The following is a 19720-nucleotide window of genomic DNA, read 5'->3' as shown; positions in this document are numbered from 1 at the left end:
GGAAAAAAGATGGGAAATGATGCGGGTTTATGCTGTCGGCGCCCGCTCTTCGATGATCCTTGCGGGGGTCGGAAGTTTGTATATGCCGCGCTTGAGCGAGACCTTGGCCTTCTCGACGTACTGCGGGCTCGTCCAGACGGAGAAGACCTTCTGGCCCTTATCCACCCGCGCCGCGGTGCCGACGGCCTTCCCGAAGGCGAGGCGCATGCCTTCCGAGACACGGTCTGCGCCTGCGCCGGTCGCCTGTTTGTTCTCACGGAGGACGTGGTGCGGGAACGTCCGGATCTTCAAGTGGAAGTTTGCTCTCCCGACCTCCTTCTGGAGCTGCCGGTTGATGCCGATACGGGCGGCCTCAAGGGCCGTGTGGCGTATCTGGCAGGCCTCCTCGGCAACGATGGAGAGTTCGACCGGGTACTCCTCGGTGAGGTTGCCCATATCAAACTGCACGATCTTGCTGCCCGGCACGCCGCCCATGTATTCCCTGCGCGTATATGCTTTCTTTGCGAGATTCCTGTACATCTTCGCTGGTTTTCGTACCATCGTTAAAAACTCCTGCCGATCATTGAGTGCTTTATAAAATGGAGATGTCCTCTAATAAACCTTACTGGGTGTTTTCGGTCTCGTCGATCATCCGGAGCACCCTTCGCCGGACTTCTGCGAACTCTGCACTGGTGCGGTCCCGGGGGTGCGGCCAGGGGATCTTGATGACTTCCTGGACAGATCCCGGGCGCGGTGAGAGGACGACGATCCTGTTGGCGAGGTAGACCGCTTCGTCGACGCTGTGGGTGACGAAGACGATCGTCTTCTTCGTCTGCTCCCAGAGGGAGAGGAGTTCTTTCTGCATCCGGTTCCGGGTCTGGGCGTCCAGCGCCCCGAACGGTTCGTCCATGAGAAGGACGTCAGGGTCGTTTGCGAGCGCTCGTGCGATCGCAACGCGCTGCCGCATCCCCCCGGAGAGCTCGTAGGGGTAGGCGTCCCGGAACTGGGAGAGGCCGACCATCTCGATGTAGCGATCCGCCGTCTGCCGGCGCTTCTCCTTTGCGACGCCTTTCATCTCGAGGCCGAAGGCGACGTTGTCGATCACCCTCCGCCAGGGGAAGAGGGAGTACTCCTGAAAGACCATCCCCCGCTTGGGGTCCGGGCCGGTGACCGCGTGGTCGTCGACGGTCACGACCCCGGTGGTCGCGGTCTCGAGCCCGGCGATGATCCGGAGAAGCGTCGTCTTCCCGCATCCCGACGGCCCGACCAGGCAGACGAACTCAGTATCGCCGATCTCCAGGTTGACGCCCTCGAGTGCCTGTGTCGCGGTTCCGTCCTCCTTCGGGAAGGCTTTGCCGAGATCCCGTATCGTAACCCCGCTCATCCTAGGCCACCTCCCCGGCATGCCACCGCAGGAGCCTCTGGTCGACGTAGTTTCGGAAGATGCGGTCGATGATGAGGCCCGCAAACCCGAGGATCAGCATATAGACGACGACGTTGGGCATCTGGTGGAGGTAGTAGTTATGCCAGAGCTGGTAGCCGAGCCCTGACCGGGAGACGCCGAACATCTCGGCGGCCACGAGGCACATCCACCCGACACCCATGGCGATCCTGATCCCGGAGGCGATCGCCGGGACGGCGGCGGGAAGGGCGACGTAGCGAATCACTTCAAGAGACGTGTCGCACCCGAGCACCTTGCCCGCCTCGACAAAGACCTTCGGGACGGATCGGAACGCGGCGTAGGTCGCGGTCAGGATCGGGAAGAACGCCCCGACGAAGATGACGAAACCGGCCGCCTGGGTGGTGAGCCCGAACCAGATGATGGCGAACGGGATCCAGGCGAGTGGCGGTATGGGGCGGAGGATCTCGATGATCGGGTCGAGCAGGAAGTCCGCTACCCGGAACCATCCCATCAGGATCCCTACGGGGACGCCGAGAAGGAGCGCTGCGAGGAGCCCTACTCCGAAATGCTGTAAACTTACTGCGATATCGGCAACGAGGGTGCCGGACTCGAGGAGGTTTACGAATGCGCCGGCGACGTCGGTGACGCTCGGGAGGATGAAGGATCGCCTCACCACGTATTCGGCGACGATCTGCCAGATCGCAGCCGCAACGACGAGCGCTGCGATGCCGAGTAGTCGTTTCTGTGTCTGTCTGTTCATGTCTTTATTCCGTTGGCTGATTGTTGTCGATGCGGGGGGCTTACCCAGGATGATTCTCCAGTATTTCATCGGCACGCCCATAAAAGATACTTTTGGGGTGAAAATGGGTGAAGTTCCCGGGTTATGCCCGGGCCCTGTCGTAAAACGAGAAGTCGAAGAGGTCGTCTTCCGTGAGGGGGTTGCTGATGTAGCCGAGTTCGTACTGGAGCTCGGTGTACTCGACGACCGATGTCGTGATGACGTGCGGGTCGGCGGTCCAGGTGCCGTCCCAGTCCCGGAAGGACGCCTTCACGGTCTCGACGTTCTGTCCGGTCTTCGTTGCGTAGATGGATGCGGCCTCGTCGGGGTGTTCGAGGTTGTACTCCGTCGCTCTGATGTGGGTCTTCACGCTCTGCTCGACGATCTCGGGGTGGTCGCGGATCAGGGAGCCGCTTGCAACCATGACGCAGCAGGCGTGGTCTTTCATCATCTCGCCCGATTTAACCACGGTTCTTCCCGTGCCCTCCGCCGCGATGATGGCCGGGGACGGGTGGGGCAGGAAGACGCCGTCGACCTGCCCTGCAGAGATGGCGGTGGTGGCGGCGCCGGGGTCCATGGCGATGATCTCAACGCTTGCGGGGTCGACGCCGTTCTCTTCAAGCCAGGACCGCAGGATGGTGTCCTGGATTGTTCCCGGTGGGAAGGTGGCGATCTTCTTGCCCACGAGGTCTTGCGGGCTCTCATACGGGATCTCGCTCCTGAGCACCAGGTCGGACCCTTGTGTCTGCACCGCGGCTATGATCTTCGCGTCGAGCCCGCTGCTCACGGCCGCGACGAACGGGGCGGCGCCGACGAAGGCGATGTCAAGGTCGCCGGCAAGCATCGCCTGCATCTCGGGAGCGCCGGTGCCGAACTCATAGTCGGTCACCTGCGTGATGCCGAGTGTTTCGAGGTCTTCCTGCCACCATCCCTTCTCCATCGCGGTGGTGTGGGATACCTGGTGCGTGCTCGGCTGGTAGCCGATCCGCAGGTGCGTTGCGTCGCTGGTTTCGGTGCACCCGCTTACAAACGTGAACGCCGCGACCAGGGCCACGGCCAGAAGAATTGCGGTTAACGATCTCATTGGTCTCTCCATCCGTATATGGATGTTTTAGTCTTCATGTTATCAGTATATAGTATTGTCGAAAATCCGGGAATTGTTATACTTTGGTGGTAAATTTTGCTTCTGTTTTTTCCTTATAGGGGTGATCGAGTGCGGGGTGGGGAGATGTGTGGGCACCACGGGCTGACTATCGGAGTCCACTGTGGCGCTCGTTCTGATTACAACTGCCAGAACATAGGAGTTGCCAACAATTCCGATGCACTGGATCGTGGGGGTATCACATTAGGGGGGAGGGGACAGGGGAGGGGGGATGCTCCCCCCTCCCCGTCAGCCCCACCCCTCTACGGCGATATTCGGTGGAAAGCCGTGAACGGGGATGTGTGGTCGAAGGAAGGGTCAATGTCGATTAACTGTTCGAAGTGCGGTATGCCCCTGTAAAGCGAACTGGCATTGCGTTGACAGACGCACGCCACTCTCACATCCCCGTCCTCGTAACGTGCGGGCAGGGGGAGCGTGGTTTTAATCTCTCCCCCGGTCAAACGGTACAGACAGGATTGTTGATATAATGCGTTCGGATCAGATTCGGCAGGGCCGTCTTGCCGGCGAGCGGTCGGGCGATCTCGAGCACTTTCTTGCATCGATGGACGCCGACCGCTGGATTGCAAGGGCGGACCTCCTCGTGGATATGGCGCACCTCCTCGGTCTCTCGCGGCAGGGGATCATCGACGAGGCCCCGGCACGTGCGCTGATGGCGGCGCTCCTCGATCTTTACGACCACGGCCTCCCGGAGGAGGCGTTCGACGAGCGGTTCGAGGACGTCCATGCGGGCAAGGAGGCATACCTCATCGACCGGGTGGGCGAGGACTTCGGCGGCCGCCTCCACATGGGCCGGTCCCGCAACGACGAAGTCGCGACCTGCATCAGGATTCGGTTGAAGGAAGAGATCCTCGCTCTCGTGCGGTCGCTCATCGATCTCAGGGTGACCCTGCTCGACGTCGCCGCCAGCCATACGGAGACGGTGATGCCGGGCTTCACGCACCTCCAGCACGCCCAGCCCACGACGCTGGCTCACTACCTCCTCGCCTACGAGCAGGCCTTCTCCCGCGATACGGCCCGGCTGCGTGAGGCGTATGCCCGGGTGGATGCCTCGCCGCTCGGTTCGGCGGCGTTCGCCTCGACAGGGTTCCCCCTTGACCGCGCTTACACCACCCGGCTCCTCGGGTTCGCCCGCCCGGCACCAAACAGCATGGACGCGGTCGCAGCACGGGACTTCGCAATCGAGGTGCTTGCCGATGCCTCCATCTGCATGACGTCGGTGAGCCGGCTCTGCGAGGAACTCGTCCTCTGGAGCACCGCGTTCGTCGGGTTCGTCCGGCTCGACGACGCCTACTGCTCCTCCTCCTCGATCATGCCCCAGAAGAAAAACCCGGACGTGGCGGAGATCATGCGGGCAAAGGCCGGGTCGGCCGCAGGCTCGCTTGCAGCGGCGATCACGATCACGAAGGGCCTCCCTATGAGCTACAACCGCGACCTCCAGGAACTGACCCCGCACCTCTGGCGCGGCGTCGAAGCCGCCCGGCAGAGCATCCCGCTTCTCGCCGGAATGCTCGACTCTGCAGCATTCGATACAGAGCGGATGGCCGCCGAGGCGGGGAGAGGTTTCTCAACCGCGACGGAACTCGCCGACGTCCTCGTCCGGGAGTACGGGCTCCCCTTCCGCACCGCCCACCGGATCGTCGGGCGGGCGGTCAGGCACGGATCGCTCGACCTCGCGACACTCGAGGCCGCCGCTCGCGAAGCGGCCGACCTCTCGGTCGTGGACCTGGGGATAACCCAGGAGAAGATCGACGCCGTCCTTGATCCCCGCCACGCTGTTGCCGTGCGCGGGATCGTCGGCGGCCCGGCGCCCGCGGTGGTCGCGGCGCAGATCTCGGAAGAGAAAGAACGCCTCTCCCGCGATGCAGCTTGGGCGGAGGAGACGGATTCAGCACTAACGAACGCATTCGAACACCTTATCCTTGAAGCACGGAGGTTTGCAGCATAATGGAGAGTCTTCAGACCGGTGACCTGGTGCGGTACGCAAACGGCGGAACCGCGCTCACCGGCACTTACATCGCCGAACGGGACGGAATGGCCGTCATCAAACTGGAGAGCGGCTACAATATCGGGACGTCGCTTGAGAAGATCGAGTTCGTCGAGCGCCCGGCCTCACAGCCGGCGGCAGGCGCGGGGGTCGTCGTCCAGAACCCCGATCTCCCCGACCTCGCCGTCATCTCCACCGGCGGGACGATCGCGAGCAGGGTGGACTACCGGACTGGTGCGGTGATGAGCCAGTTCTCGGTGAGCGATATCCTGCGGGCGATCCCGGAACTCGGGGATATCGCCCGCTACCGCGACTGCCAGATTGCAAGCATCCTCTCGGAGAACATGCAGCCGGCGCTCTGGCGGGAGCTCGCCCGGGCGGTCTATGACGAGATCCGGGCTGGCGTCGCCGGGGTGATCGTCACTCACGGCACCGACACGATGGCCTACTCGGCCGCGGCGGTCAGGTTCATGCTCAAGACCCCGGTGCCGGTCGTCTTCGTCGGGTCGCAGCGGTCCGCCGACCGCCCGAGTTCCGACAACGCCATGAATGCCCTCTGCAGCGCCGCCGTCGCCGCCGGCGATCTCGGCGAGGTGGCGGTGGTGATGCACGCGACGACGAACGACGACCGTTGCGCCGTCCACCGGGCGACGAGAGTCCGCAAAATGCACACCTCCCGGCGCGACGCCTTCCAGAGCATGGGGATGGAGCCGCTCGGCTACGTCGACTACCCATCGCTCTCCGTCACCCTCTCGGACGAGGCGGTCCGGCGGGGAACCGAAGAGCCGGAACTCCATGATGCGCTCGAGGAACGGTGCGCCCTCCTCCACTTCTACCCCGGGATGCCTCCCGCGGTCCTCGACGCCTTCGAGGGCTACGCCGGCCTGGTCATATCGGGGACGGGGCTCGGACACGTGGCGACTGAGTGGATCCCGCGGCTCAGGGAGATGATCGAGGATGGGACGACCGTTGTCATGACATCGCAGTGCCTGCACGGCCGGGTCTGCGACCGGGTCTACAACACGGGAAGGGACCTGCTGTCCGCCGGCGTCATCGAGGGCGAGGATATGCTTCCCGAGGCGGCGCTCGTCAAATTGATGTGGGTGCTCGGGAACGAGCCGGACCCCGAACGGGCAAGGGTGCTGATGCAGACCGATCTTGCTGGCGAGATCCGGCGGAGGTCGATATGATGGATTACGAGAAACTCGGCCTCAAGGCCGGTATCGAGATTCACCAGCAGCTCGACACCGCCGAGAAGCTTTTCTGCCGGTGCCCGACCACCCTCAGGGATGCCTCCGAGCGAACCGGGGATTTTCACCGCTACCTCCGTGCGACGGAGAGCGAGCTTGGCGAGATCGACCGTGCGGCACGCGAGGAGATGAAACTCGTCCGGAAGTTCCGCTACTACACCTACGACACGGTCTGCCTGGTGGAGCACGACGAGGAGCCCCCGGCCCCGATGAACCCCGAGGCCCTTGAGGTCTGCCTCACGATAGCAAAGATGCTCGAGATGACCCCGGTCGAGCGGGTGCATACGATGCGGAAACTCGTCATCGACGGTTCGAACACCAGCGGGTTCCAGCGGACGGCGCTCGTCGCGCTCTCCGGCGCCCTTCCCGGCGGCTGCCAGGTCGAGACGATCTGCCTGGAGGAGGAGGCGGCGCAGCGGGTGGAAGACGAAACCTTCTCTCTCGACCGCTTGGGGATCCCGCTTGTCGAGATCACCACCGCCCCCTGCATGCACACCCCCGAGGCCGTCCAGGAGGTCGCGGCGCATATTGGGATGGTGCTCCGCTCCACCGGCCGGGTGAAGCGCGGGCTCGGGACGATCCGCCAGGACATCAACGTCTCCATCGCCGACGGCGCCCGGGTGGAGATCAAGGGCGTCCAGGACCTCGACCTGATCGCCGAGGTGGTGCGCCGCGAGGTCGAGCGGCAGACGAACCTCCTCGCGATCCGTGACACCCTCCGTGAGAGGGGCGCCCGGGTCGACCACACCGTCATCGACGTCACCGCCCTCTTTGCCGAAACGAAGTCCTCGATCCTGAAGAAGGCGAAGGCCGTCCTCGCCGTCCGGCTCTGCGGGTTCGCGGGCCTCGTCGGCCGGGAGATCCAGCCCGGAAGGCGTCTCGGGAGCGAGATGTCGGACTACGCGAAGAAGTGCGGCGTCGGCGGGATCTTCCACACCGACGAACTCCCTGCCTACGGCGTCACGGCAGAAGAGGTGGCTCGCCTGCGCGAGTTCGTCGGCGCCGTGGAGGGGGACTGCGTCGTCATCGTCGCGGCAGGGAGAGAACGTGCCGGGTGTGCCGCCGAGCAGGTGATGATCCGCGCGGAGATGGCCCTCTCGGGCGTTCCTGAGGAGACCCGGAAGATGCTCGAAGAAGGGAGCACGGCCTACATGCGTCCGCTCCCGGGAGCCGCCCGGATGTACCCCGAGACCGACGTCTTTGCGATCACGATCGACGAGAAACTCTGGGAGAGTGTCGAGATTCCCGAACTCCTCACCGACCGGGTGGCGCGGTTTGTCCGGGAGTTTGGGCTCGACGAAGGGCTGGCGCGGCAGGTGGCGTTCTCCGAGCGGTTGCCGCTCTTCGAGGAGGCGGTCGCCGCCGGTGTCCGCCCCACCCTTGCTGCACGGACGTTGCTTGCCACCTGCCGGGAGCTCGCCCGCGACGGTGTCGAGGTCGCCCGGGTGAGCGAGGAGGAGATCCTTGCCCTTCTCTCGGCGGTTGAGGGCGGCCGGGCGGCAAAGGAGGCGATTCCCGATCTCCTCACCGAACTCGCGCGGACCGCCGGAGACGCCGGAGCGCCCGGAGAACGGGTGGACGCGGCCATCGAGAAGATGGGGCCCGCCGTCTCGCAGGCAGACGTGGAGGAGATCGTGCGCCGCATCGTTACCGAGCGCGAGGCGTTCGCCCGGGAGAAAGGTATGGGCGCGCTCGGCCCCCTGATGGGCGTCGTCATGCAGGAACTCCGCGGGAGCGTCGATGGGAAGGTCATCAGCGAGACCCTCCGACGCGAGCTCCAGCGGTTACTCTCCTGATCCCCGGCCCGGGCCCGTCCCGGCCGGGTTACTTTTATCATCGGATCGGTGCATAAATATAAAGGAGTTTATCATGGGAAAGACAGGAAGTGTTCAGTGGGCCCAGGTCAAGGGCGTTAAGGGGCAGATTCGGCTCGTCCCTGCACGTGAAGGCGAAGTGAAGAAACCCGGCCCGAACCAGCGGTTCAAGCCTGCAGCGGCTATCAAGAAGCGGGAAAGCAGGGAAGGACAGGATCAGCGCCGCGGCGGACGTGGCGGGCGCGGCGGCCGGGGCCGGGGAGGAAGAGGCTCGGTGGTCGATGTGCGGGTGCGCCGGGGCATACGCCGCGCGAAGGTTTCGGCTCTCGGAACCAAGCAGAAATCGAGATAAGCCATCCCCCTCTTCTCCTTCAATACTTTTTATACTTGAGAGTTCCAGTATGTGGTATGGATCTCAAAACCGCCATCAGGACATATCAGTTTGCCGAACGGGCGAAGTCCGAACTGATTGTGGGGTCGCAGCTGACGACAGCCCTGATCCAGTTTCCGCTCCAGGAGAAGCCCGGCGGAAAACGGATGCTTGTGATGGTGCTGGAGTCGATCCGTTCGGAACTCGAGTTTGCGTATGGGGATACGGAACTCTCTGAATTCAAGAAGGCCATCGATCACCTCAACGAGGCGATCAGCCTGACAGAGAGTATGGACCTGGGCGCCGCGTCGGAACGGATGAGCAGGGCCGTCAGCGCCGCCACGACCGCAGCCCAGGCCGCATGGGAAACGCTCAAAGAACATGAACTCCTCTGATCTCCTCCGTTTCCTGAGAGCACGGTCGTCGGTCCGGGAATACTCCGGGGAGCCGTTCGATCTGGAGGATATCGACTACATCCTCGCCTGCGCGAGTACGGCACCGAGCGCTGGCAACCGTGAAGCCTGGGACGTCGTCGTCGTCACTGACGACGATGTCAGGCTGGAACTCGCGGCCGCGGCTCTCGAACAGGTGCACATCCGGGAGGCCCCGGCGGTCTTCGTGGTCTGCGCGAACTACGTCCGGTCGATGTCGCACTACGGGGAGCGGGGGATCCTCTACGCGCTTGAGGACGCCACGATCGCCTGCACCTACATGATGCTCGCCGCCCACGCCCGGAACCTGCATTCGTGCTGGACGGGGGCGTTCGAGGAGAGCGAGGTTCGCGATCTCCTCGGTCTCCCGCAACATATCCGTCCCGTCGCGCTCCTCGCGGTCGGGAGGGGGAGGCCGCCGCTCGAGCCCATGGAACGGATGCCCATTGAGGAGCACCTGCACCGCGAGACCTGGTAGGATCTAACATTCTCGGAGAGAATATGCCGGATTATTTGGTTACGCTTGAATCAGCGTGGATAATTAAAGACGTCAAGTCTATGGACGATGCCGTGAGCATCGCGATCAGCGAGGCCGGAAAACGGCTCAACCCCTCGGCGAAGTTCGTGGAGATCGAGGCGGGGATGATCGCCTGCCCCTTCTGCGAGGGGGAGTTGAACACCGCTCTCGTGGTCGCCGGCACCGCCCTCGTCGGGCTCGTGCTGCAGATGAAGGTCTTCCGGGCCGAGTCCGAAGAGCATGCGGCCAGGATAGCGAAGTCGGTCGTCGGGAAAGCACTTCACGACGTGCCGCTGAAAGTCCAGGAAGTGCAGGAGTTATGATCTCCGTCGTCGGGCACACCGCCATCGACCATCTCTTCCGGGTGCCGAAACTCCCCGGGCGGCACAACTCGACTTACATCACCGGTCACGAGGTCTACTTCGGCGGCGGAGCGGCGAACATCGCGGCCGGGATTGCGATGCTCGGGGAGCGGTGCCGGCTGGTTTCTGCGGTCGGCGGGGACTTTCCGGGCAGCGACTACGACCGGTGGCTGCACAGTCTTGAGATCGTGCAGGACTTCACCCAGGTGGAGGATGCCCGGACCGCGACCGCGTACGTCTTCACGGACGACGACGGCGACCAGGAGACTTTCTTTGAGTGGGGGGCGTCCACCGGGTTCTCCCGTGCGGAGGCTCCCGCTCTCGACTTCGTCCATATGGCGACGGCCGACCCCGACTTCAACGTCCGGGTGGCCCAGAAGAGCAAGTTCGCCTCCTTCGACCCGGGGCAGGATCTCCTCCGCTACACCCCGGATCAGCTCGAGATCATCCTCGCAAACATCGATATCCTCTTCTCGAACAACCACGAGATGGACCGGATGTGCGATATGCTGGGGCTGGAGAGCACCGCACTCGTCGCGTCGGTTCCGATGACGGTTACAACCCGGGGGGCGGAGGGGAGCATCCTCTGGATTGACGGCGAGGAATACCACGTCCCGGCCGTCACGGTCGAGGCTGTCGATCCCACCGGTGCCGGCGACGGCTACCGTGCCGGGTTCCTCACGGCGTTTCGGAGGGGCTACGCCCCGGTCGACTGTTGCCGTATCGGCGCGGTGGTCTCATCCTTCGTCGTCGAGCGGACAGGCACCCAGACAAACCTCCCCGACTGGGAGCGGATGCTTGCACGGTATCGGAAGGTCTTTGACGAGCCCGGCGAAATTATTGTCTGAATTATGGGAAATACAGCGCTGATGGCCGGGATCGTTGTGCTGGCCGGCGGGTCCGGCCCGAGATCTTCCGGAGGCGCTTGATGGAGTCCGGCCCCGACGTGCGCGTCGAGCGGCTCACCCGGTACATTTTCTCCGCCCCGTCCTGGCCGCGGTCGCTTGCGATCATCGTGGTGCTCGGGCTCGTCATCGACATAGCTACCTACCGGCCCGGGACCGAGTTCTTCCTGGTCGGCACCCTCGGGTTTTCGGTTCCGGCACTGATCGCTTTCCTGCTGACGGTGCCGCTCGTGGGGGTCTTCGGCCGGCATATCACCTGGAACCGGTCGGCTCTCCTCGCCCTGGCCTGCACGGTCCTTACGGTGATCCTGAGCCTTTCGCCGGTTCTCCTCTTTGGCCGTGGGCTCTTTCCCACGCTCTATGCGATCGCGCTCGGCCTGACCTTCGGTCTCCGGCTACTGGTTCTCGTAGCCGTGGCCGACTACCGGATCAGCCGGATGGCTCTTCCCGCGTTCACCCAGAGCGCAGCCGCCATAGCGGTCGGGGCCTGGTTCTTCACTCCCGGATTCGTCCCCTACGCCCTCCTCCTCCAGGCGGTCTTCGGGCTGGTCTTCGTCTTCCTGATCTGGCTTATCGAGCGGCCGCTGAAACGGGCGTTCCAGATCAGCGGGCTCAATTTCCTCAACACCTTCATCGCTCATTTGACCGACGGCTCGAAGAACATGGAGGATTTCTTCCGCGAGATCGGCGAGGAGGTCTATGTTCCCCAGGTCTCACTCTTCTTCTCCCGCGAGTCCGGGAAAGACGTCCTCTTCACCGTCCCGAACGTCCACCCCGGCCCGATGGGGGACGTGGGGGGCGGTAACCTTCCCCGGATACTCCACGATGCGTTTCCCGAGGAGACGCTGGTCGCCCACGGCTGCGCCACCCACGACTTCAACCTGGTCTCGGAGAGCGAGATTGAAAAGATCGCCCGCGCCGTGGAGGCGTCCCGGGAGGGGCTCGCCTTCTCCGCAGTCGCGAGCCGTCCTGTCCGGGTCGAATCGGGCTCGGTCTCGATCCTCTGTCAGCGGTTCGGGGACGCCCTCCTGATGGTGAGCACCCGGTCGCCGGAGCGGACGGAGGATCTCGATTACTCGATCGGGATGGCTATCATGGCGGAGGGGCGTGGTTCCCTCTCGGAGGTCGCCTTTGTGGACGCCCACAACTGCATGACCAGCGTGGGCTCCCCGGTTCTCCCGGCGACGCGGATCGCGACGGAGTACATCGCCGCCGCACGCGAGGGATTCCAGGTCGCGCGGGACCTGCCCCTCGAACCTCTCGCGATCGGCGTCTCCCACGTCCGGGTTCCGTTCACCCGCGAGCAGGGGTTCGGGTCGCTCGGGGTGCAGGCGCTGGTGACGGAGGTCGAGGGGAAGCGGGCGGCCTACGTCCTGATCGACGGGAACAACGTGGCGCAGGGTGTCCGGGAGCAGTTGCGGGCGGTGGCCCTCGCCCACGTCGATGAGGCGGAGATCATGACGACCGACACGCATACGGTGAACACGATCAGCGGGAAGAACCCGATCGGCTACGCGGTGCCGGCGGAGGAGTTCGTCCCCTACATTGAGCAGGCAGTCCACGAAGCGCTCGCTGACCTCTCGGGGGCCCGTGTGGGAGCGGCGACTGCCTCGTGCGAGGGGATCACGGTCTTCGGGTCGCAGCGGGTCTCGCAGCTCGCGAGCACCGTGAACGCGATGCTCGCGTTCATCGCCCCGCTGAGTTTCATGATCCTGGTGCTCGCATTCCTGCTCTCGGTCTTCGCCTACATCATGCTGCAGTAGGATACCCGGCATCTTTTCTTTTGGGCCGTTCAATACTGGTTATGGAGTACCGGTTTTCTTCCCGGATGGGGCGGGTTCCGGAGTCGTTCCTCGAAGAACTCTTCCGGGTCTCGGGAGTCCCCGGGGTGATATCGTTTGCAGGAGGGCTGCCGGGCTCGGCATACATCGACGTCGAGGGAATCCGGGAGGCGGCCCGCGAGGTCTTTTCCGAAGAGGGGCGGACGGCGCTGCAGTACACGACGACGGACGGCTACCTGCCGCTCCGTGAGTTCATCGCCGACCGTTACCGGAGAAGGCTCGGCCTCCCGGCGATGCCCGAGGAGATCCAGATCGTGAACGGTTCCCAGCAGTGCCTGGATCTGGTCGCGAAGATCTTCCTCGATCCCGGCGACGCCGTCGGGATGGAGCGACCGGGCTACCTCGGCGCGATCGAGGCTTTCTCCCTCTACGAGCCGGATTTTTATTCGGTTCCCCTGGAAGAGGACGGGCCGGATCTCGCGGCGTTCGAGTCGCTCATCCGCGGTCACGCACCGAAGTTCTTCTACGGCATCCCGAACTCGCAGAACCCCTCGGGAAGAACCTACTCGGAAGGGAAGCGGCGGGCCGTCGCGGAGGTCCTCGAGGGGGCGGATACGGTCTTCTACGAGGACGACGCTTTCGGGGAACTCTTCTTCGACGGGAAGCCGCGGCCGCCGGTGAAGCGCCACCTCCCGGAGCAGACGGTGATCTCGGGGTCGTTTTCGAAGATCGTCGCACCCGGGATGCGGATCGGCTGGATATACGCGCCGGCGCCGGTTCTCCGGCAGTTCAACGTCGCGAAGCAGGCGGCCGACCTGCACTCGAACTTCCTCTGCCAGGTGATCCTCCACCGCTACCTCTCGACCCATGATCTCGACGCCCACGTCGCCCGGGTCTCGGCGGTCTACGGCAGGCACTGCCGGCTGATGTGCGACCTCCTCGATGACCTGATGCCGCCGGGCACGACCCACACCAGCCCCGAGGGCGGGATGTTCATGACCGCGGCCCTGCCGGACGGCGTCTCGTCGATGGAGGTCTTCCGTGAGGCCGTCAAAGAGGGTGTTGCGGTCCTTCCCGGGGTGCCGTTCTACGTCGGCGGCGGCGGGGAGGACACGATCCGGCTGAACTTCTCGGCGGCGGGCGAGGAGGAGATTACGGAGGGGATGCACCGGCTGGCGAGGGTGGTAAGGAGGCTGGCGTGAGGGCGGCTACCGGCGTTTTATCATGCTCCACGCCACGAGCCAGCACCCGACCATGACGAGCAGGCCGTGGGCGATCCGGACGGCCGGTGGGGTGAAGAACTGCGGGAGGAAGAGCGCGAAGCCGAGCGCGAGAGGGATGCCGCTCCACCGGGCGAGGATGCCCGAGCGCCAGATCGCGGCTGCGAAGAGGATGGCCCCGGCCGCAAGAGCGAGAAGGCCCGCACCGAAGAGCCAGACGCCTTCCCCGAACCGGATCGCGTCTGTGAGCGTGAGGAGGAGATCGACGCTGTTCTGCTCGATCGCCTCCCGGCCCACGGCGGCGAGCGCGAACGTCTCGGCCCCGTAATAGGGGAGGGTCAGCCCGACGCCGGCCCAGGTCAGGACGAGCGCCGCGATGGCCCGGGGTTCGGCCTTAGTTTCGTGGAGACGGCCATAGAGGCCGAGCAGCCCGAGCACGAGCAGGATGAACCCGACCATGGCGAGCGTGTGTGAGAGGAGCCATGCGGGGGAGGCGAATGCCCCGGCGCCGGCGAGGGACGCTTCATCGGTGTACGGCCGGATCGCAGGGTACGCGAAGAAGCAGGCGCCTGCAACCGCGAGCGAGAGCGCCGCAAGGAGTGTTCTGGTCATCGGTTTCTCCCCGGATTCGCATTCCCTTCGTGTCTTCGTACTTAACGGTGCTCATGCCCCGGACGTTCCGTCCGTCGCACTTCGCATGAGGCCGTACCATCGCTCATAAATCGTCATCTCACGCGAAGAGCGCGAAGCCGCGAAGGGCGGTCCCCTCTCGGATAAGCCGATCTTCGCGTCCTTCGCGGCTTCGCGTGAGATTATATTGCTATCTGCACCTACTAACTTACGCGAAGAACGACTTCCCTTTGGGGAAGGAGTTTGAGAAGCCGTAGGCTTCGAGCCGCGGAGTTCAGGAGTTGGGTCTATGCCTCCACGATCAGGTCTTGCTATCCCTCCAGGCACGGCCGGCCGGGGTCGGGCCCGCGCTCCACCTGGACGAGCATCAGCACCGCGGGCTCGTCACCCACCGTCCCCGAACGGTGGCCCCTCTGCCCCCGCTCGTCGGGCTGGGTGTTCTGGTCGTTCCCGAACGAGAGGTCGCCTGCCTCCATCTCCACGCGGGTGCCGTCCATGGTCTCGACGAACCAGCGGCCCGAGAGCGGCACGATCCACTGCGGCTCCGGGAACTCGCGCCACTCGCCCACCCAGCCCGCGGGCAGGACGACGACGACGCGGCACCGCTCGATACGCTTGCGAATTCGAAGTCGCTCATCCGGCAGCGGTCCTGCCGGCTCACGCCGTTCTCGTCGGTCCAGACGTGCCAGTAGGGGACTTCGGGACTGTCCGCGCCGCTATTCTGCGATTTACGATCTGTTTCCATTCTGCCCTCTGTTATTTCGGGATATCTCTGAACGCATAACGATATCGTGCGCAGGTTCGGCCCCGGCCTCAAATACCTTTTGACACCTGCGTGCAAACCCGGGCGGCCGATGCAGGACAGACGCTGGCCGGGGAGTTCCGGCAGCTGCCTTGAAATAGTGCAGCGTTCGTGAAGGGTTGCCATGGAACCAGAGTCACGTCGAACGGCCGGCATGCTCCTGGTCGTCCTGCCGGCCGTCATATACGGCGGCGTCAGCATCCTCTCGCTGCTGACGAGCGATCCCGCCTATATGGAAAACCCCCTGCGGGAGGCCCTCTGGCGGGCCGGGCACGGGCACGCGGGCGTCGTCCTCGTGCTCGCGCTCGTGGCGCTCCGGTACGTTGACGAGGCGAACCTTTCGGACGGGTGGAAACGGGTCGCGCGGGAGGCGATCCCGTTCTCCGCGATCCTGCTGCCGCTTGGCTTCTTCCTCTCCGTCCTCGATCCGGGGGCGACGGAGCCGAACGCGTTGATCTACCTCGTGTATGCCGGAGCGGTGCTCCTCGCCGTGGGGCTCCTGGTACTCGGGATCGGGCTTATCAGGACACGTGCGGGGTAGGCGGCCGAACATCCGGGGGTTGCGGCGGGAAGGGGTTGCCGGACTCGGTTTTTTTCGAAGGCTCCCCCGGGCGTCGGACTTAATACCTGCGGTCGACAATAGGTACTGGTTCTCTTCGAGCGAGGGTAGCCAAGCCCGGCCAACGGCGCCGGACTTAAGATCCGGTCCCGAAGGGGTCCGTGGGTTCGAATCCCACCCCTCGCATGTTGTCATGGTTATTCTTGAATAATTAGTGCCCTTTTTGCAATTGAGCGCTTCTTCTGCAAATACGCGGGTTTTATCGCCCGGGGGCACGGTTGCCCTTGAGATCTCTTACGCCCCCGCCTCCCGCAGGCGCGCGGAGCAGATCGGGCGTGTGGTGACGGAACCCTGATGCTCGCACGTTACGATCGTCGGTATGCGTCTAAGACGATTCATGCAACTATGCCCTTTATGCCGGGTTCCTCGCATTACAATCCGGGAAAACTCCCGGTGGTCATAAAATGATTCTGATCGGCAAAGTCGCTACTGTAAAGGCTATTGTTATTATCTCCCGGGGAAAATACCCTCTTATCATTTAAAAGGAACCTCTGATTCAGATGCCGTCTCCCTCAGAAAACATACCCGAATGTTCCTATCCCGCCGGACTGGGCAAAACGGCGCCGGAAATCTCCGGAGAGGTCGAACAGTGTGTTCGAGAGCGGTTGCAGGAGTTCCAAACAGAAATCGATGCGCTTCGGCGTGAAAATGAGAGGCTGAAACGCGTTGAAAACGAGGCATTTCTGAATGGCAAGCAGGAGCTCGATCTGATCTACGCATTGGCCCCAATCGGACTATGCCTTATTGACACTGATACCCGGTACCTTCGTATCAACAGAATTTTTGCGGAGATGAATGGATATTCCATCGGAGAGCACATCGGTAAGAGAGTCCGGGAGATCTTGCCGGACCTTGCGGATGCGGCAGAGGAACTCACGCGAAAGGTTGTAAAGACGGGTGAAGCCGTGCTCAATACGGAGATTCAGGGGGAGACCCCGGCACGGCCCGGTGCGGTGCGGTACTGGAAAGAGACCTGGTCGCCGCTCAAGAATGACCGGGGGGAAGTCGTGGCTATCAATATAGTCGCCCGGGAGATCACCGGGCAAAAGCAAGCCGAGGATGCATTGCATCGCAGCGAAGGGCAACTGGCGCTCGAGGTAGAAACGCTGACCAAACTCCACACCTTCAGCACCCGTCTGCTCGCGATGTCGGATATCGAAACCGTGGCGCAGGAAGCGCTGGATGAGCTGATCGATCTGGTCGGCGCGGAGATGGGAACCCTTCAGGTCTACGACCCTGTTACCGGCGGTTTGAAATTTATGGCGACCCGAGCCCTCGATGAGGCCGCGATCGCGTCCCTGCCGGCAGTCATCGCTCCGGATTACCCCTCGACATGCGGCCGTGCGCTGAAGACGCGGCAACGCATTATCGTTGAGGACACTCTGAGCGATCCTGCTGCGGCCGCCCATCGCACGCCCGCTGCCAAACTCGGCTACCGGGCGGCTCAAAGTACGCCGCTGCTCGCCAACGGTGAACTCTTCGGCATGATCTCAACGCACTTCCGTCAGCCGCATCACTTCACGGAGCATGATCTGCGGTTGATCGATCTGGCGGCATCGCACACCGCTTCGCTCATGGAACGAACGCGTGCGGCCGAGATATTGCGCGAGAGTGAGGAACGTCTGTCTCTCGCGCTCGAAGCCGCCCAATTCGGGACGTTCGACTTCGACCTCAGGACCCGGAAGGCCAACTGGGACGAACAATCGAAACGGATATTTGGCGTCTCCGGAAGGGGGGGGCCTGGATACGAAGGGTTCATCGGGTTAATTCATCCCGACGATCGGGCGCGGGTTGAGGCTGTGCTTGCCCGGGCCTTCGATCCGGCCACAGACGGTACCTACGAGACCGAGTTTCGCATTATCCGCCCGGATGGCGGTATGGTGTGGAACCGGACGGCAGGGAAGATGTACTTCGAGGGCGAGGGACCGGAACGAAAGGCTGTTCGTCAACTTGGAATAAACCAGGATATCACCGAGCGCAAGAGGGAGGAAGAGGCGCTCAAGCGGCATACCGCCGAGCTCGCCAGGCTCCACCGCGACCTGAAGATAGCAAACCGGGAGGCGAACCTGTATCTCGACATCCTGACCCACGACATCGGCAACACCGAGAATGTCTCGAATCTCTATGCCGACATTCTGATTGAGGCATTGCAGGGGAAGGAGGAAGAGATCGGATACGTGAAAAAACTCCAGCGTAGCGTCCAGAAGAGCATCGAGATCCTGAGGACCGTCTCCACCATCCGCCGGATTCATCGGACGACCTCCGAACTCCGGCCGGTGGGTCTGGATGCGGCGATCAGGGGAGTGATCCGGAGCTCCCCGAGCAGCACCATTCTCTACGACGGAGCGAGTTCCCGGGTATGGGGCGACGATCTGTTCCCGGTGGTCATGGATAATCTCGTCGGCAATGCCGTCAAGCACGGCGGTCCGGATGTCGAGATCGTCATCCGGGTGGAAGAACTGGACGGCAGGGTGCTGGTCTCTGTCGAGGATACCGGGCCGGGTGTCCCTGACACAGAAAAGCAGGAGATCTTTCACCGATACGAGCAGAAACGCCGGGGCGTCGGCGAAGGGCTCGGGCTGTACCTCGTGCGGATCCTGGTCGAGCGCTACGGTGGAATGGTCTGGGTCGACGATCGGGTGCCGGGCCGGCCGGAGGAAGGGGCGGCGTTCCGGTTCACGGTTGCAACGGCGCCGGAGAGTGACTGATGTTTTCGGAAGCACATTCGCAGGTGTTTTGCTTGCCGAGAGGGCCTGGTTACGATCCGCTCCCGCAGGGGTCCGTGGGTTGGAATCGTGTCCCTTGCATTCCGCAAATTCTATTTTGGCACGATATTATTATTTAACCGGAGAAGTCAGATTTTGTTATGGGAGATTGTCCGGGAATGTCTCCTCTCAAACAAAGCTCGCCCCACATTTTCCAAGATTTGGACCTCCTTAGCCTTGGCGAAATCGTCTTAATTCTGCATTCCTTTCGAAGCGGAAGGGCTTTATTGGTAACGTCTCAGATCTTCTGTAATTTGCCTGAGCCCCGTCTCCTTGCCTGATCATTCCTTCTCCATGGTCAAATACCTTCTGCCGGTGACCCACTCCTCGTTGATGTCCATCAGGATAGATCCGACCAGCCGGAGAAGGGCTTCCTCATTTGGGAACGCTCCTACGACCTTGGTCCTTCGTTTTAGCTCCTTATTGACCCGTTCCATCAGGTTTGTGGTTCGGATCCGTTTCCCGTGCTGTTTTGGGAATGCCGTGTAACTCATCAACCCCGGGAGGAACCGTTCGATGGTATTGGCTGCTTTCCGGTACCCCCTGGCATTCAGGTCATCGGCGAGATCTTGAAGCCTTTGTTCACTTCCATAGGCCTCCTTCAGCCCCTCTACAACCTCCTTCTGATGTTTCCGAGGAATATTCCTCAAGACGGCTCGGGTACAATGAACCTGACACATCTGCCAGGATGCACCGAGGAAGGCGGCTTCAGCCGCCTTCTGGATGCCGGTATGCCCATCCGAGACGACCAGTTGAACCCCGGTGAGTCCCCGTTCGTTGAGCTCCTCGAACATTCCTGACCAGAATTCTTCATTCTCACAATCGGTGACTCTCGCGCCCAAGATCTCCCGGTAACCATCCTCGCGCACTCCGGCGACCACCAGGACCGCCTTGGTGACGTACCGTGCTCCGTCCCGGATTTTGTAGTAGGAAGCATCCACGAAGAGAT

19 protein-coding genes and 1 tRNA gene are annotated in these 19720 nt (G+C 63.0%); 13 read left to right on the top strand and 7 right to left on the bottom strand.

Going from position 1 to position 19720, the window contains the following annotated elements:
• Positions 1-27 precede the first annotated feature (27 nt).
• The 4 genes from FGW20_RS03900 to FGW20_RS03885 form a co-directional block, all read right to left on the bottom strand.
• Positions 28-540 carry a 50S ribosomal protein L16 gene (locus FGW20_RS03900; RefSeq protein WP_301676787.1) on the bottom strand — a complete coding sequence of 171 codons (513 nt, stop codon included), beginning with the start codon at positions 538-540 and terminating at the stop codon, positions 28-30.
• Between the two features lie 61 nt (positions 541-601).
• Positions 602-1363, bottom strand: a complete 762-nt coding sequence (locus FGW20_RS03895) for an ABC transporter ATP-binding protein (RefSeq protein ID WP_301676786.1) — start codon at positions 1361-1363, stop codon at positions 602-604.
• 1 nt (position 1364) lies between these two features.
• The gene (locus tag FGW20_RS03890) at positions 1365-2141 is read right to left on the bottom strand and encodes an ABC transporter permease (RefSeq protein ID WP_301676785.1); all 777 of its coding nucleotides are present in this window, start codon (positions 2139-2141) and stop codon (positions 1365-1367) included.
• Positions 2142-2262: 121 nt separating this feature from the next.
• On the bottom strand, positions 2263-3243 hold the full coding sequence (locus FGW20_RS03885) for an ABC transporter substrate-binding protein (RefSeq protein ID WP_301676784.1): 981 nt from the start codon (positions 3241-3243) through the stop codon (positions 2263-2265).
• Between the two features lie 544 nt (positions 3244-3787).
• On the opposite strand from FGW20_RS03885, the gene argH reads away from it, so the two are divergent.
• The 10 genes from argH (at position 3788) to FGW20_RS03835 (ending at position 13937) form a co-directional block, all read left to right on the top strand.
• Positions 3788-5266: an argininosuccinate lyase gene (gene argH, locus FGW20_RS03880; RefSeq protein ID WP_301676783.1), complete on the top strand. Its 1479-nt coding sequence runs from the start codon at positions 3788-3790 to the stop codon at positions 5264-5266.
• Entirely contained in the window at positions 5266-6495 is a 1230-nt protein-coding gene (gatD, locus tag FGW20_RS03875; RefSeq protein ID WP_301676782.1) for a Glu-tRNA(Gln) amidotransferase subunit GatD, read from the top strand. The genes argH and gatD overlap by 1 nt, the downstream gene beginning before the upstream one ends.
• Positions 6495-8351 (top strand): Glu-tRNA(Gln) amidotransferase subunit GatE, encoded by a 1857-nt coding sequence (gene gatE / locus FGW20_RS03870; RefSeq protein WP_301676945.1) that lies wholly within the window; start codon positions 6495-6497, stop codon positions 8349-8351. The genes gatD and gatE overlap by 1 nt, the downstream gene beginning before the upstream one ends.
• Before the next feature lie 73 nt (positions 8352-8424).
• Positions 8425-8721 carry a DUF5350 domain-containing protein gene (locus FGW20_RS03865; RefSeq protein ID WP_301676781.1) on the top strand — a complete coding sequence of 99 codons (297 nt, stop codon included), beginning with the start codon at positions 8425-8427 and terminating at the stop codon, positions 8719-8721.
• Positions 8722-8777: 56 nt separating this feature from the next.
• Positions 8778-9134, top strand: a complete 357-nt coding sequence (locus FGW20_RS03860) for a hypothetical protein (RefSeq protein ID WP_011843700.1) — start codon at positions 8778-8780, stop codon at positions 9132-9134.
• A complete protein-coding gene (locus FGW20_RS03855; protein WP_301676780.1) occupies positions 9121-9648 on the top strand; it encodes a nitroreductase family protein in 528 nt (175 codons plus the stop codon). The genes FGW20_RS03860 and FGW20_RS03855 overlap by 14 nt, the downstream gene beginning before the upstream one ends.
• Before the next feature lie 23 nt (positions 9649-9671).
• A complete protein-coding gene (locus FGW20_RS03850) occupies positions 9672-10010 on the top strand; it encodes a DUF555 domain-containing protein (protein ID WP_048185638.1) in 339 nt (112 codons plus the stop codon).
• Positions 10007-10897: a carbohydrate kinase family protein gene (locus FGW20_RS03845; protein ID WP_301676779.1), complete on the top strand. Its 891-nt coding sequence runs from the start codon at positions 10007-10009 to the stop codon at positions 10895-10897. The genes FGW20_RS03850 and FGW20_RS03845 overlap by 4 nt, the downstream gene beginning before the upstream one ends.
• An 80-nt stretch (positions 10898-10977) precedes the next feature.
• Positions 10978-12717 (top strand): DUF2070 family protein, encoded by a 1740-nt coding sequence (locus tag FGW20_RS03840; RefSeq protein WP_301676778.1) that lies wholly within the window; start codon positions 10978-10980, stop codon positions 12715-12717.
• Between the two features lie 41 nt (positions 12718-12758).
• The gene (locus FGW20_RS03835; RefSeq protein ID WP_301676777.1) at positions 12759-13937 is read left to right on the top strand and encodes an aminotransferase-like domain-containing protein; all 1179 of its coding nucleotides are present in this window, start codon (positions 12759-12761) and stop codon (positions 13935-13937) included.
• Between the two features lie 6 nt (positions 13938-13943).
• Here FGW20_RS03835 and FGW20_RS03830 read toward each other — a convergent pair whose 3' ends face one another.
• Together FGW20_RS03830 and FGW20_RS03825 are read right to left on the bottom strand one after the other, a co-directional pair.
• Positions 13944-14567, bottom strand: a complete 624-nt coding sequence (locus FGW20_RS03830) for a hypothetical protein (protein WP_301676776.1) — start codon at positions 14565-14567, stop codon at positions 13944-13946.
• A 329-nt stretch (positions 14568-14896) separates the two neighbouring features.
• Positions 14897-15154: a cupin domain-containing protein gene (locus tag FGW20_RS03825; RefSeq protein WP_301676775.1), complete on the bottom strand. Its 258-nt coding sequence runs from the start codon at positions 15152-15154 to the stop codon at positions 14897-14899.
• Positions 15155-15511: 357 nt separating this feature from the next.
• Between FGW20_RS03825 and FGW20_RS03820 the strand changes: the two genes are divergently transcribed.
• From FGW20_RS03820 to FGW20_RS03810, 3 genes are all read left to right on the top strand, one after another.
• Positions 15512-15928, top strand: a complete 417-nt coding sequence (locus FGW20_RS03820) for a hypothetical protein (RefSeq protein ID WP_301676774.1) — start codon at positions 15512-15514, stop codon at positions 15926-15928.
• Positions 15929-16047: 119 nt separating this feature from the next.
• A tRNA-Leu gene (locus tag FGW20_RS03815) sits at positions 16048-16132 on the top strand.
• Positions 16133-16506: 374 nt separating this feature from the next.
• Positions 16507-18714, top strand: a complete 2208-nt coding sequence (locus tag FGW20_RS03810; protein WP_301676773.1) for a PAS domain-containing sensor histidine kinase — start codon at positions 16507-16509, stop codon at positions 18712-18714.
• Between the two features lie 338 nt (positions 18715-19052).
• Here FGW20_RS03810 and FGW20_RS03805 read toward each other — a convergent pair.
• Positions 19053-19720: IS256 family transposase (locus FGW20_RS03805; RefSeq protein WP_301676772.1), on the bottom strand; the 668-nt coding region annotated here is incomplete at its 5' end.

This window comes from Methanoculleus methanifontis (genome assembly GCF_030464365.1).
Lineage (GTDB): Archaea > Halobacteriota > Methanomicrobia > Methanomicrobiales > Methanoculleaceae > Methanoculleus > Methanoculleus methanifontis.
The sequence above is the reverse complement of the archived record's forward strand: the minus strand, read 5'-3'. Positions and strand labels throughout refer to the sequence as shown.

Excerpts from the sequence above, each read along its gene's own strand:
- FGW20_RS03865 (WP_301676781.1), top strand. The coding sequence starts at position 8,425 with ATGGGAAAGACAGGAAGTGTTCAGTGGGCCCAGGTCAAGGGCGTTAAG.
- FGW20_RS03845 (WP_301676779.1), top strand. The coding sequence starts at position 10,007 with ATGATCTCCGTCGTCGGGCACACCGCCATCGACCATCTCTTCCGGGTG.
- FGW20_RS03850 (WP_048185638.1), top strand. The coding sequence starts at position 9,672 with ATGCCGGATTATTTGGTTACGCTTGAATCAGCGTGGATAATTAAAGAC.
- argH (WP_301676783.1), top strand. The coding sequence starts at position 3,788 with ATGCGTTCGGATCAGATTCGGCAGGGCCGTCTTGCCGGCGAGCGGTCG.
- gatE (WP_301676945.1), top strand. The coding sequence starts at position 6,495 with ATGGATTACGAGAAACTCGGCCTCAAGGCCGGTATCGAGATTCACCAG.
- FGW20_RS03840 (WP_301676778.1), top strand. The coding sequence starts at position 10,978 with ATGGAGTCCGGCCCCGACGTGCGCGTCGAGCGGCTCACCCGGTACATT.
- FGW20_RS03820 (WP_301676774.1), top strand. The coding sequence starts at position 15,512 with ATGGAACCAGAGTCACGTCGAACGGCCGGCATGCTCCTGGTCGTCCTG.
- FGW20_RS03855 (WP_301676780.1), top strand. The coding sequence starts at position 9,121 with ATGAACTCCTCTGATCTCCTCCGTTTCCTGAGAGCACGGTCGTCGGTC.
- gatD (WP_301676782.1), top strand. The coding sequence starts at position 5,266 with ATGGAGAGTCTTCAGACCGGTGACCTGGTGCGGTACGCAAACGGCGGA.
- FGW20_RS03890 (WP_301676785.1), bottom strand. The coding sequence starts at position 2,141 with ATGAACAGACAGACACAGAAACGACTACTCGGCATCGCAGCGCTCGTC.
- FGW20_RS03860 (WP_011843700.1), top strand. The coding sequence starts at position 8,778 with ATGGATCTCAAAACCGCCATCAGGACATATCAGTTTGCCGAACGGGCG.
- FGW20_RS03900 (WP_301676787.1), bottom strand. The coding sequence starts at position 540 with ATGGTACGAAAACCAGCGAAGATGTACAGGAATCTCGCAAAGAAAGCA.
- FGW20_RS03895 (WP_301676786.1), bottom strand. The coding sequence starts at position 1,363 with ATGAGCGGGGTTACGATACGGGATCTCGGCAAAGCCTTCCCGAAGGAG.
- FGW20_RS03810 (WP_301676773.1), top strand. The coding sequence starts at position 16,507 with ATGCCGTCTCCCTCAGAAAACATACCCGAATGTTCCTATCCCGCCGGA.
- FGW20_RS03835 (WP_301676777.1), top strand. The coding sequence starts at position 12,759 with ATGGAGTACCGGTTTTCTTCCCGGATGGGGCGGGTTCCGGAGTCGTTC.
- FGW20_RS03830 (WP_301676776.1), bottom strand. The coding sequence starts at position 14,567 with ATGACCAGAACACTCCTTGCGGCGCTCTCGCTCGCGGTTGCAGGCGCC.
- FGW20_RS03885 (WP_301676784.1), bottom strand. The coding sequence starts at position 3,243 with ATGAGATCGTTAACCGCAATTCTTCTGGCCGTGGCCCTGGTCGCGGCG.